The sequence below is a fragment of the Chryseobacterium sp. C3 genome, assembly GCF_014218905.1.
In the GTDB taxonomy this organism is placed as follows: Bacteria; Bacteroidota; Bacteroidia; order Flavobacteriales; family Weeksellaceae; genus Chryseobacterium; species Chryseobacterium mucoviscidosis.
Genome location: NZ_JACLCU010000002.1, coordinates 92,857 through 104,971 on the forward strand (window position 1 = coordinate 92,857; position 12,115 = coordinate 104,971).

The following is a 12,115-nucleotide window of genomic DNA, read 5'->3' on the forward strand; positions in this document are numbered from 1 at the left end:
ATTTTTTTTTTTTTTTTGTTTTTTTTTATTTGGTTTTATTTTTAATTATAATGGGGGGGGGTTGGTTGTGGCGGGGGGGGGCCACCCCCCCCCCGAAACTATCAAACAAACTCGTAAACCTTTGCCAAAATAAAAAACCGATCAGTAAATGACCGGTTCTGTAATTTATTAATGAAAATCTTATTTTTTATCCTGTAATTTGGTGTAAATATTGTGAATTAAACCATCTGCAACAGATATTTTCGGAACAAAAATCCTGTTGATTTCCGACCATGTCATCACATTATTGAAGATATGTAAAGCATGAACCAAAACATCGGCTCTGTCTTCGCGGAGATTGTATTTTGTCATTCTTTCATCAACCGTAAGATCATCAAACTCCTTATATACCTTTTTAAGATGAGAAAGAGACATCGGTTTGCCGTCTTTCGTTTTGCTCATGGAGAAAACTTTGTTGATATTTCCTCCTGAACCGATGGCAACAATCGGCTTTTTGCTGTTGATATTTTTTCTGATCTCTTCCTTCATATCTTTCCAGTTGTCGGGTGTCACCAGATTGTTCAGCAAACGGATGGTTCCGATATTGAAAGATTTTTCGTATTTCATTTTTCCGTTTTCGTAAAAGGTAAGTTCCGTAGAACCGCCGCCGACATCAATATACAAATAGGCAAATTCCTTATCCAGTCCTTCTGCCACATGATTTTCAAAAACCAGAGTAGCCTCTTCATCACCGGAAATTATTTCAATATTAATTCCTGAAGTTCTTTTCACCTCTTCAATAATTTCCTGTCCGTTGGCTGCGTCACGCATGGCGCTCGTAGCACAGGCTCTGTAATGTTCCACCTTATAGATTTTCATCAGATCGCTGAAAATCTTCATCGAGTCGATCACCATTTTTTCCCTTTCTTCACCTATTTTTCCTAAGGTAAAGACATCCATTCCCAGTCTCAGAGGAATTCTCAAAAGATTAAGTTTGATGAATTCGGGTTGTTTATTGTTAATTTTTACTTCATTAATCAAAAGTCGGGCTGCATTACTTCCTATATCTATGGCTGCGATCTTCATTTTTTCTTTGTTTTGGCTTTTAAATATCGATAGGTTTCAATCTGAGAACGGCATTCTTCCTTCGGATTGTGAATGTATTCGTTGCTCAGTTTTTTGTCTAAAATACGTGCTTTTACATTATCTTTCAACTGTATGTCGAGAATATCTTTCAGTTCTTTCTTCAGATTTTTATCCGTAATCTTTGCGGCAGCTTCAATTCTGTAATCCAGATTCCTCGTCATCCAGTCTGCGGAAGAAATATACATATCTTCGGCTCCTTTATTGTAAAAATACATCACTCTGGCATGTTCCAGATATTCATCTACAATGCTTATTGCCTTTATTTTTTCTTTAAAATCTTTCTGATTGACAGCGCAGTAAATTCCCCTTACAATCATTCTGATGACAACTCCGGCTTGTGCCGCTTCGTATAACTTTTCAATCAGGGAACGGTCGCTTACAGAATTGGCTTTAACGATTATTTCTGCTCGTCTTCCCGCTTTGGCTTCTTCAATTTCTTTATCAATATGATGTACAATCTTTTCACGCATGAACTGCGGACATACGAGAAGATTTTTGCAGGTTTTTAAAATCGGAAGATAATCGTCTTTCGGTTTTTTCAGAACATTGAATACCTTATTAATATCTGCCATAATTCCGCGGTCTGCCGTCATTAACAGATGATCTCCATAAATTCTCGCAGTTTTCTCATTGAAATTTCCGGTACTTACAAAACCGTACTGAATTGTTTTATTATGAGATCTTTTTTTAATGACACATAGCTTTGCGTGAACTTTTTTATTTGGAATTCCAATGAGTACAGTGATGCCTTCCGGCTCCAGCATTTCCTTCCATTCAAGGTTTGATTCTTCATCAAATCTTGCCTGAAGCTCAAGCATTACCGTCACTTCTTTACCGTTTCTTGCCGCATAAATTAAAGCATTGATAATTTTCGAACTGCTCGCTAAACGATAGGCTGTGATCTGGATGGATTTTACATCAGGATCCATTGCCGCTTCACGAAGAAGATCAATTACAGGATTGTATTTGTGATAAGGGAAGGTGAGAAGAACATCGTGTTTCAGAATAACATCCGTTACTCTTTCTGTATTTTCAAAAGCAGGGTGGGTAAAAGAAGTTCTTTCAACAGGCTTTTCATACCTCTCAAAAACATCCGGGAAATCCATGAAATGCTTAAAATTATGAATTTTTCCTCCGGGAATAATGCTGTCTTTTTTCGTCAGGTTTAATTTTCGGATCAGCATCTCAAGAAGAGCCTTGTCCATATCTTTATCGAAAACAAAACGGGTTGGTTTTCCTTTTCGTCTGTTTTTTAAGCCTTTTTCAATTTTTTCGGCAAAATTAGTCCGGATATCATTATCGAGTTCCAGCTCGGCATCTTTCGTTACTTTAAAAGCATTGGCTGCAAATTCATCATATCCGAAATAAGAGAAAATATGGGGTAAATTGAAGGTGATGACATCTTCCAAAAGCATTACATTTTTCTCTTCCACATCTTCGGAAGGAAGCAAAACAAATCTTCCTACAAAACGTGACGGAATTTCAATAATGGCGTAATTGCTGGAATATTGCCAGTCTTTTTTCCTCATCGCGACACCCAGATAAAGACTTTTGTCCCGCATATAAGGCATCGGTGTATTCTCATGAAGCAGAATAGGAATGACGTTGGATTCTACCACTTCATCAAAATATTTTCTTACAAACTCTTTCTGATTAGCAGATAAATTTTTAGCTGTTTTAATATAAACATGATGTTCCGCCATTTCAGCAAGAATTTTCTTCCACGTTTTATCGAAATTCTGCTGCTGTCGCATCACAATATCATTGATCTTCTGGAGTATTTTGGAAGGCGGCTGATAAAAAGATTCTGCAATTACTTTTTCTTTGAAATCCATGGCGCGCTTTAAACCTGCAACCCGCACACGGAAAAATTCGTCTAAATTGTTGGAGAAAATTCCTAAAAAACGGATTCTTAAATGTAAAGGGACTTTTTCGTCCATGGCTTCCTGTAAAACCCTCTCGTTGAAGGCAAGCCAGGTAATATCTCTCGGATTGAAATGTAATGACATTCTCTAATGTATAATTTATCAAAAATAATAATTCGTGGTATCCTTTGAAACCTTTTTGCGTTAAGCTTTAATTAAATTTTAGAGCCAAAAAGATTCTGAAACCGGATGATTTTTGTAATCCATTAAAGTTATTAAAACTATCCGGAAAATTATAGCTCTGATTTGATATTTTTAAAAGAATAGGAATTAATCATACTATCTGTTTAAACTAATTTAAAATTTAATCGCAAACTGAAGCTTCGACATAGTGATAAGTTGGCTTATTAATAATGTGAGTATAAAATTCTAACAGCTTATAATTAGAAATGCCCAGAAGTGACAAAATTGATATGGTGTGGCTGAAAATAATAGATGCTGTGACAAAAATTCAAATCATTTAAAAAGTAAAGTTTAGGTTTATTTTAAACTGTATTTCTAAAATTTTCAAGCTGAAAAATAAAATTATTTTTTCCTGTTTCAGATTGTTTCTGTCAATTTGTCACAAAATTTTGAATGGTATAAATATTGAGAAATACTGAGTGTAAATTAAAATTAAAAATTAGAAAAAATATAAAAATATTATGAGTAAAATAATTGGAATTGACTTAGGAACAACCAACTCTTGTGTTGCTGTAATGGAGGGTAAAGACCCTGTTGTTATTCCTAACGCAGAAGGTAAAAGAACAACGCCGTCTATCGTTGCGTTTACAGAAGATGGTGAAAGAAAAGTAGGAGATCCTGCAAAAAGACAGGCGGTAACGAATCCAAAGAAAACAGTATATTCAATTAAAAGATTCATCGGAACTCACTTTAAAGAAGATGCGAAAGAAATTTCAAGAGTGCCTTATGAAGTAGTTTCCGGACCAAATGATACCGTAAAAGTAAAAATCGACGACAGAGAATATACTCCACAGGAAATTTCTGCAATGACGCTTCAGAAAATGAAGAAAACTGCTGAAGATTATCTTGGACAGGAAGTAACAAGAGCGGTAATTACGGTTCCTGCATACTTCAACGACGCACAGAGACAGGCTACTAAAGAAGCGGGTGAAATCGCAGGTCTTAAAGTAGAAAGAATCATCAACGAGCCTACTGCTGCTGCATTGGCTTACGGTTTAGATAAAAACCATAAAGACCAGAAAATCGCGGTATACGATTTAGGAGGTGGTACTTTCGATATCTCTATCCTAGATTTAGGAGACGGTGTATTCGAAGTATTGTCTACAAACGGAGATACACACTTAGGAGGTGATGATTTTGATGATGTAATCATCAACTGGATGGCAGATGAATTCAAAGCTGAAGAAGGGGTTGACTTAAAGTCTGATGCAATCGCATTACAAAGATTGAAAGAAGCTGCTGAAAAAGCTAAAATCGAGTTGTCTTCTTCTCCGCAGACAGAAATTAACCTTCCATATATTACAGCTACGGCTACAGGTCCTAAACACTTAGTAAAGACTTTAACGAAAGCTAAATTCGAGCAGTTATCTGCGGATTTGGTAAGAAGATCTATGGAGCCGGTTGCGAAAGCGTTAAAAGATGCAGGTTTATCTACTTCAGATATCGACGAGGTAATCTTGGTAGGAGGTTCTACAAGAATCCCGATCATCCAAGAAGAAGTTGAGAAATTCTTTGGTAAAAAACCTTCTAAAGGAGTTAACCCGGATGAGGTTGTAGCAATTGGTGCGGCAATTCAGGGAGGTGTACTAACCGGAGACGTAAAAGACGTTCTTTTATTAGATGTTACGCCACTTTCTTTAGGTATCGAAACAATGGGTTCTGTTTTCACTAAATTAATTGAAGCAAACACTACGATCCCAACTAAAAAATCTGAGGTATTCTCTACAGCTTCTGACAACCAGCCAGCTGTAAGCATCAGAGTAGGACAGGGAGAAAGACCAATGTTCAACGACAACAAAGAAATCGGTAGATTCGACCTTACAGATATTCCACCTGCACCAAGAGGAGTTCCTCAAATTGAAGTAACATTCGATATTGATGCAAACGGTATCTTAAGTGTTTCTGCTAAAGATAAAGGAACGGGTAAAGAACAGTCTATTAAAATTCAGGCGTCTTCAGGTCTTTCTGACGAAGAAATCGAAAGAATGAAGAAAGAGGCTCAGGAAAATGCTTCTGCCGATGCTAAGAAAAAAGAAGAAGTTGAAATCTTCAACAAAGCAGACGGATTGATCTTCCAGACTGAAAAGCAATTGAAAGAGTTTGGTGAGAAATTATCTGCTGATAAAAAAGCAGCTATTGAAACTGCTCACGGAGAATTGAAAACAGCTTTCGAAGCTAAAAATGCAGATGACGTAAAAGCTAAAACAGAAGCTTTAGATGCAGCTTGGATGGCAGCTTCAGAAGAATTGTACGCAGCAGGACAACAGCCGGGAGCTGATGCAGGAGCGCAGAACGCAGGAAATGCAGGAGGTGCAGAAGATGTACAGGATGCAGACTTCGAAGAAGTTAAGTAGTTATTGATTAATATTAATTAACAAAATATAGAAAATCCCCACAGGCGTATGTTTGTGGGGATTTTTGTTTTTTCAAAGATTTTTGATTTTGTGCTTTTTTAAGTGTTTTTTATTACACATTTGTACCATATTTGTACCGGCACTTAAGCAGAGAAGATGTGGCACTTAAGATTTTTTTTCTTACCTTTAGTTTTTCTATATGTATGATTAAAAGGATTAAAAGAGAATGTCTGCATTGTTCGCAGGAATTTATACCTAAGACAGTAACTTCATTTTATTGTCGTGAGCAGTGTATAAAAAATGCTTACCAGAAAAGAAAGCGTCAAGAAAAATTAGAATTAAAAAGACAAGAACTGATTGATCAGATTCCTTTAGATAAAATTCTCTTGACAGTCCCTGAAGCTGTTTTACTCTTTGACATTGCAAAAAGAACACTTTATAGACTTATCAAACAAAATGTAATACCTTCTATTAATGAAGGAACTCGTTTAATAAAAGTAAATCGTGAAGTTTTGCAAGAAATGTTTCCTCCGGCATCTAAAGAAAAGATTGAAAAGAAAAATTCTAATCCTAACTTGTATGATCTTTCTGAAGAGAATTGCTATACTATTGGTGAGATTTCCAAAAAATTTCAGTTACACGATACGAGTGTATACAAGCATATCAGAAAGTACTCAATTCCCACCCGTCAAATTGGTAATTATGTTTATGCTCCAAAAAGCGAGATTGACAAATTATATAATGGTACTATAGATTAAGCTTATGAAACAACTTTCAAAAACTCAAGTTACAGTTAGATTGCGTAAAGCTGAGGATAGAAATGAATGGTATGTCTATTTGGAGAGTTATCCTGTATTTATTGCTGGAAAAAATAAACCGCAACGTTCTAGGGAGTATCTCAATAGAATTGTTTATACGGTTGAATGGGATAAAAAAAGAACAAGCAGAACTAACCTAAAGGACGGGACAAAAGCCTTTAAACCAAAGCGTGATGATAATGGAATTATAGTTTGTAAGAGTGAGCGTGACAGGGAGACAATGTTATATGCTGATGGAATTCGTAAACTACGCCAAAAAGAATATGATAATGTCGACTTGTATAGTGATAGCGATGCTATTAAGGCCGAATTGCAAGAAAAACAAAAAGAAAAATTTATAGATTACTGTAATAGGTTGCTAAAGAAAAGACACGGCTCAAATAATAGTTCTGATTCAATTAGAACTAACTGGAGGTGTTTAATTGAATTTATTATAGAGTTTTCCGGAGATGATTTAAGATTTTCAAAAATTGATTTGAGTTTTGCTGATGATTTTAAGCTTTATCTTTTATCGGCGCCCTATCGCGGAAAAAAGAAAGGAATTCTTTCAAATAATAGTGCTGCAACGTACTTTTCTATTTTTAAGGCAATAGTTTCCCAAGCTTTTATTGATGGTTATTTTATAATTGACTTATCAGCAAAGATTAAAGGTATTGGAGAGCAAGAATCTTTCCGTGAACATCTCTCTTTGGAGGAACTTAATCTTTTAGTAAATACTCCTTGTGAAAATGATGAATTGAAAAGAGCATCTTTATTTTCTGCACTGACAGGGTTAAGACATTGTGATATTAAAAGGCTTAAGTGGAAAGAAATTGATGTTCAGTCAAATAGAATCAAAATTCAATTTAGACAAAAGAAAACAAAAGGAGTCGAGTATACACCGATTTCTGAACAAGCAATTCATTTATGCGGAACTCCGAGACTTCCCGAACAGCTAGTATTTGAAAATTTACAAGATAGCTCTTGGATTTCGAGACCTCTCGAAAAATGGGTCAAATCAGCTGGAATAACAAAGCATATAACTTTTCATTGCTTCAGACATACTTTTGCAACATTGCAGCTTTCTTTAGGAACAGACATTTATACAGTTAGTAAAATGCTTGGACACAGTAAAGTTACAACAACTCAAGTTTATGCTAAAGTAGTTGATGAACTGAAAAATAGAGCAGCTGGAGCTATTAAGCTGGATGAAAATATTTTAGAAGAAAACCAAGAAATTATACAAGCAAACTAATAAATATGAAAGTCAAAAATTTTGAATTAATATGTATGTATTTACCCATTATAGTGGTATGTATCCTTTTAGGAACTCAAGTCAGAACATATTTTATCGATAAAGGGTCCGATGAATTTACGGCAAATATCTTTTTTATAGTCGTGATTTTCGTAGGTGTTGTTATTTATTCAGGTCTAACATTGTTTTTGCATACTATCTATGAAATTATAAGCAGAATTATTACTAAAAGAAAAAATCTAGTTTTGGTTAATGAATTCTTTTCTGGACCTGTTACTATTGCTGATATTAAAGAAGATTTAAAATTTAAAGAAGTTGTAAAGTTCGATAATAAGCTTGAGATTGCATTAAGATATACAAAGGAGCAATTTGCGCTATACACATCTGTTAATGATTTAGAAAACCTATGCAGCTACATTACAAAGTATGCTAAGAAAGAAAAAATAGAAAATTTTAGCCCTGTAAGGGTTCACAAATTATCTAATATGGATTTGTATCATTTTGGCTGGAACATTTGGAAGCACTTTGATAGGCGAAATCAATATGAAGTAGCATTGTTTTTAAAAGAAGTTTTTCAACATTCACTAAAAGATGTTGAAACGGACTCAATTAAAAGTCATTTAAAAGATGATGATGAAAAAGGTATCATTAAAATAAAAAGAGATTTAAAATTTTAGTATAATAAATATCTTAACTCCTTGCATAGTCGTAGCGATTATTGAGCATTTACTAATATTTCTGAAGCTATCCATTTACGAACTTAAATGTCGGGAATATTTCAAAAAATTATAATACATTATTAATAGTTAAATTTTTTTAGAAGAAATTTTATCATAAATAGATTTTACATAAAATGAAGAATGTAGAGAATATTCCTTTTTTACTGCAACAAATTGAAGGTAAATTAAATTCGCTATCTATAGAACAGGATAAATTAGATAATCCTCTTTTTGATATAGAAGTGACCAAAAACGAAATCTTACGGATCGAAAGTGAAATTGACCCGATAAAGAAAGAACTTATATCTTATACTGATATTCAGAGGCAGAAAGAATTAATGAGGATTCGTCTAACAGAGTATATGGATGTACTCGGCAAAAATCACGATCTCCCTTTTTCAAAAAGTCAGGGGCGTATTGGAGAATTAAATTTTTATCTAAAGCCCCTTGTTGATATCAGAAGTATTTTGAACAACGATTTGACAACTGGTATCAGCGTTAATTTAGCCCTGACAAAAGATCCATCTGATGCAGTCTTTGATGCAGAATCATTTAGAGAAACTCTTTTTCAGCAAAGACATAGTATTATCCAAGCAAACAATATCTTTCAACTCTTTGAAGTGTGCAGAAATTTCCTTGAAAAGATAAAGATAAATTATAAGTAATTTTTTTATTGGATAATGTCTTCATTGTAATGGATTCGCCACTTCGGATTGTACTGAGGTGAAGTTAACTGATAGTCTAAGTAAAAATCATAATCACTATTCATTGCCAGAAATTTACTGTAAAACTCTTCTTTATAACCTGCATTATCCAAGTAGAATCCAATAGCTTGGTGATAAGGATATACAAATGATAATTTTTTATAATGATGATGTAATTTATCTGCGTCAATTAATTGCTTTACCATAGCAAATGCATTAAGGATATTTTTTGTTCCACCGGAATATAGTGGTCTTACAGTACAGTCTATAAGTGTCTTTTCAAGATTTGAAACTTTTACTCCATTAATGAAGGTTTCCATTGTAGTACTGCTTTGATTTTTAAGAAAGTAAAATGTTTTGTCTCTGAATTGCTTTATATTTTTTGTGACTCTCTGAGGTTTACTAAAAGCTAAATCTATATTTCCTTGAGTTAAGGTGTTTTTAGGACTGGAAATGCTATCGATCTCTTCTGATAAATAGATGGCGTTGTTTTCAATAGTACTTATTTGATGCATTATTAGTGCTGAATGGTGGCTAAAGCGTGTATATTTGTTATACGCATAAACCAAGTCAACAACTTCAGGATTGGAGTCATTGAAAATATATAAATCTTGTTCTAAGGTGTAATGTTTTTGAAGTATGTATTCGCTAATTTCTTTACTTAATTTTTTGAATTTGCGAAAACTCGAAATTTCCTGTACCAAATAATCAAATTCCTTTTTATTTAAAGCCTTTCTGTGAGGACTACCAGCAATATAAGCATCAACAATCTTTTCAAAATTCATTAGTACGTAGTATTATTTACTTATGTATACATAAGAAATAATACAAAGTTAGTCTTTTTTATTTGAAAAGTCAAATGGAGGAGATTTTTATTTAAAATGTCCGTTATTTCATACAAAATGTGTAATTTTGTATGAAATAACGGACATTATGAAAAAGAAACAAATAATTTTACCCAAGTATTTGGCTCTGCTGGAACAAATGGGAGAGAATATTAAACTTGCTCGAAAAAGAAGAAAATTAACTACAGAGCAGGTTTCAGAGAGAGCCGGAATTGTACGTTCAACACTACATCTTATTGAAAAAGGTGATCCAAGTGTGGCAATGGGATCATATTTTAATGTTTTGAGAGTATTGGGTCTTAGCGATGATATTTTAAAGCTTGGATCTGATGATGAATTTGGAAGAAAATTGCAAGATTTAGAATTACTGAAATAATATAATTAAATGAAATCTACTAAAGTTGACATATTTGTATATGCAGATTGGATTGACCTTCAAGGTCCTCATTTAATGGGGATTTTGTCAGCTCATCAGGGTAAAGGAAAAAAGTCCTTTAGTTTTGAATATGATAAAGAGTGGATTAAAAGTGCGGGTCAAAATTTAATAGATCCTGATCTTCAGTTGTTTGGAGGTCCACAATATCCAACCAATAAAGAAAATTTTGGTGTTTTTATGGATAGTATGCCTGATACTTGGGGAAGAACACTAATGAAAAGAAAATCTATTCAGGTAGCCAAAGAAACTGGAGAGAAAGAAAAGAAACTTTATGATCTGGATTATTTATTAGGAGTGTATGACCAAACAAGGATGGGTGCTCTGCGATTTAAGACTTCAATAGATGGAAATTTTTTAGATGATGATGAGAATAACCCTACACCACCCTGGTCATCATTAAGAGAGTTGGAGGCAGCCGTGAAAAGTTTTGAAAATGAAGATGAGCCTAAAATGAAAAGGTTATTAGCACTGCTTGTAGTTCCAGGATCTTCATTAGGGGGTGCAAGACCGAAAGCTAATGTTATGGATCAGGAAAAAAATTTATGGATTGCTAAATTTCCTTCAAAAAATGATACAATTGATAAGGCAGCGTGGGAATATCTGGCATACCGATTAGCTACTGATGCCGGAATTAATATGTCAGAAACAAAGATTCAAAAATTAAGTAACAGCTATCATACATTTTTCACCAAAAGATTTGATAGAACAAACTCCGGAAGAATTCATTTTTCGTCAGCTATGACTATGACAGGAAACAATGAAGAAAAATTAAGAGATTCAACTGCAAGTTACCTTGATATCGTTGATTTTATTACGAACTACGGTATTGATGTTAACAATAATTTGAAGGAATTATGGAGAAGAATCGTGTTTAGTATTTGTATATCAAACACAGATGATCACCTTAGAAATCACGGATTTATTTTAACCCCAAAAGGATGGATACTTTCACCAGCCTATGACATTAATCCGTCTGTGGATAAAGAAGGACTTGCTCTAAATATTGATACAGATAATAATGCTTTGGATCTTGAACTTGCTAAGGAAGTGGGCGCTCAATTTAGACTGAACGAAAATGAAATGGATGAAATCATTGAAAAAGTCATTTCGGTTGTAAGAGGATGGGAAAGTATTGCTAGCGAGATTGGAATACCCAGATCTGAACAAGAGCGTATGAGATCTGCATTTTTACCATTTGAAAATTAATCTTTTAAAATAATCTTAGTAAATAAATTTTAATTGATTAATACGTTTAGAATGAGCTATAAAAATTAAGTTTCAACAGTAGGTAAAAACTTATTGCTTAATATCGATTACAAAAACACAGTGTTTTAAGTGTTTTCGTCGTGTTTTTCAAACACAGCGAAAACACTTTTTTCATTTGCACCATAATAATTAAAATCAAGTATTATGGATTTGCAAAATATTTCATTTGAAAATTTACCACAAGCAGTCGCCTTCTTAATTCGTGAACTTGCTGAGATAAAGCATCTGGTATCAAAAGAAGATGTTGTTATACCTCTCAAAAAAATTCCAATCGGAATAGATGAAGTAGCATCCTTAATCGGTAAAGCGAAACCAACCATTTACACTCTTGTTAGAGAAAGAAAAATCCCATGCTACAAAAACGGTAAGAAACTATATTTTTTTGAAGAAGAAATACTGAACTGGATTTCTAAAGGCAAGAAAAAGACCTTGCAGGAAATTACCGAGGAATGTGAAGCGGATTTTAAGAAAAATCGCAGAAGACAACATAACTAATAAAAATGCGA

11 protein-coding genes are annotated in these 12,115 nt (G+C 33.8%); 8 read left to right on the plus strand and 3 right to left on the minus strand.

Annotated features, from left to right (window positions below):
- Positions 1-180 precede the first annotated feature (180 nt).
- Together H6W53_RS04200 and ppk1 are read right to left on the minus strand one after the other, a co-directional pair.
- Positions 181-1,065 carry an exopolyphosphatase gene (locus H6W53_RS04200; RefSeq protein WP_087709168.1) on the minus strand — a complete coding sequence of 295 codons (885 nt, stop codon included), beginning with the start codon at positions 1,063-1,065 and terminating at the stop codon, positions 181-183.
- Positions 1,062-3,134 carry a polyphosphate kinase 1 gene (gene ppk1 / locus H6W53_RS04205; RefSeq protein WP_185205009.1) on the minus strand — a complete coding sequence of 691 codons (2,073 nt, stop codon included), beginning with the start codon at positions 3,132-3,134 and terminating at the stop codon, positions 1,062-1,064. The genes H6W53_RS04200 and ppk1 overlap by 4 nt, the downstream gene beginning before the upstream one ends.
- A 560-nt stretch (positions 3,135-3,694) precedes the next feature.
- Here ppk1 and dnaK point away from each other — a divergent pair.
- From dnaK to H6W53_RS04230, 5 genes are all read left to right on the plus strand, one after another.
- Entirely contained in the window at positions 3,695-5,587 is a 1,893-nt protein-coding gene (dnaK, locus tag H6W53_RS04210) for a molecular chaperone DnaK (protein ID WP_087709164.1), read from the plus strand.
- Positions 5,588-5,790: 203 nt separating this feature from the next.
- Positions 5,791-6,345 (plus strand): helix-turn-helix domain-containing protein, encoded by a 555-nt coding sequence (locus H6W53_RS04215; RefSeq protein ID WP_002977234.1) that lies wholly within the window; start codon positions 5,791-5,793, stop codon positions 6,343-6,345.
- 4 nt (positions 6,346-6,349) lie between these two features.
- Positions 6,350-7,639, plus strand: a complete 1,290-nt coding sequence (locus tag H6W53_RS04220; protein WP_002977236.1) for a site-specific integrase — start codon at positions 6,350-6,352, stop codon at positions 7,637-7,639.
- A 5-nt stretch (positions 7,640-7,644) separates the two neighbouring features.
- Complete coding sequence (locus tag H6W53_RS04225) at positions 7,645-8,316, plus strand: hypothetical protein (RefSeq protein ID WP_002977238.1); 672 nt, start codon at positions 7,645-7,647, stop codon at positions 8,314-8,316.
- A gap of 176 nt (positions 8,317-8,492) precedes the next feature.
- Positions 8,493-9,023 carry a hypothetical protein gene (locus H6W53_RS04230; protein WP_002977239.1) on the plus strand — a complete coding sequence of 177 codons (531 nt, stop codon included), beginning with the start codon at positions 8,493-8,495 and terminating at the stop codon, positions 9,021-9,023.
- A 5-nt stretch (positions 9,024-9,028) separates the two neighbouring features.
- Here the strand turns inward: H6W53_RS04230 and H6W53_RS04235 are convergent, their stop codons facing one another.
- Positions 9,029-9,847, minus strand: a complete 819-nt coding sequence (locus H6W53_RS04235) for a hypothetical protein (protein ID WP_185205010.1) — start codon at positions 9,845-9,847, stop codon at positions 9,029-9,031.
- A gap of 148 nt (positions 9,848-9,995) precedes the next feature.
- On the opposite strand from H6W53_RS04235, the gene H6W53_RS04240 reads away from it, so the two are divergent.
- The 3 genes from H6W53_RS04240 to H6W53_RS04250 all read left to right on the plus strand — a co-directional run bounded on the left by H6W53_RS04240 (position 9,996) and on the right by H6W53_RS04250 (position 12,104).
- The gene (locus H6W53_RS04240; RefSeq protein WP_002977244.1) at positions 9,996-10,283 is read left to right on the plus strand and encodes a helix-turn-helix domain-containing protein; all 288 of its coding nucleotides are present in this window, start codon (positions 9,996-9,998) and stop codon (positions 10,281-10,283) included.
- A gap of 9 nt (positions 10,284-10,292) precedes the next feature.
- Positions 10,293-11,549, plus strand: coding sequence for a type II toxin-antitoxin system HipA family toxin (locus H6W53_RS04245; protein ID WP_002977248.1), 1,257 nt, complete (start codon positions 10,293-10,295; stop codon positions 11,547-11,549).
- A 204-nt stretch (positions 11,550-11,753) separates the two neighbouring features.
- The gene (locus H6W53_RS04250) at positions 11,754-12,104 is read left to right on the plus strand and encodes a helix-turn-helix domain-containing protein (protein ID WP_002977250.1); all 351 of its coding nucleotides are present in this window, start codon (positions 11,754-11,756) and stop codon (positions 12,102-12,104) included.
- Positions 12,105-12,115 lie beyond the last annotated feature (11 nt).

Coding starts and splice junctions, on each gene's coding strand:
- H6W53_RS04245 (WP_002977248.1), top strand. CDS start 10,293: ATGAAATCTACTAAAGTTGACATATTTGTATATGCAGATTGGATTGAC.
- H6W53_RS04235 (WP_185205010.1), bottom strand. CDS start 9,847: ATGAATTTTGAAAAGATTGTTGATGCTTATATTGCTGGTAGTCCTCAC.
- H6W53_RS04215 (WP_002977234.1), top strand. CDS start 5,791: ATGATTAAAAGGATTAAAAGAGAATGTCTGCATTGTTCGCAGGAATTT.
- H6W53_RS04200 (WP_087709168.1), bottom strand. CDS start 1,065: ATGAAGATCGCAGCCATAGATATAGGAAGTAATGCAGCCCGACTTTTG.
- H6W53_RS04240 (WP_002977244.1), top strand. CDS start 9,996: ATGAAAAAGAAACAAATAATTTTACCCAAGTATTTGGCTCTGCTGGAA.
- H6W53_RS04225 (WP_002977238.1), top strand. CDS start 7,645: ATGAAAGTCAAAAATTTTGAATTAATATGTATGTATTTACCCATTATA.
- H6W53_RS04230 (WP_002977239.1), top strand. CDS start 8,493: ATGAAGAATGTAGAGAATATTCCTTTTTTACTGCAACAAATTGAAGGT.
- H6W53_RS04250 (WP_002977250.1), top strand. CDS start 11,754: ATGGATTTGCAAAATATTTCATTTGAAAATTTACCACAAGCAGTCGCC.
- H6W53_RS04220 (WP_002977236.1), top strand. CDS start 6,350: ATGAAACAACTTTCAAAAACTCAAGTTACAGTTAGATTGCGTAAAGCT.
- dnaK (WP_087709164.1), top strand. CDS start 3,695: ATGAGTAAAATAATTGGAATTGACTTAGGAACAACCAACTCTTGTGTT.
- ppk1 (WP_185205009.1), bottom strand. CDS start 3,134: ATGTCATTACATTTCAATCCGAGAGATATTACCTGGCTTGCCTTCAAC.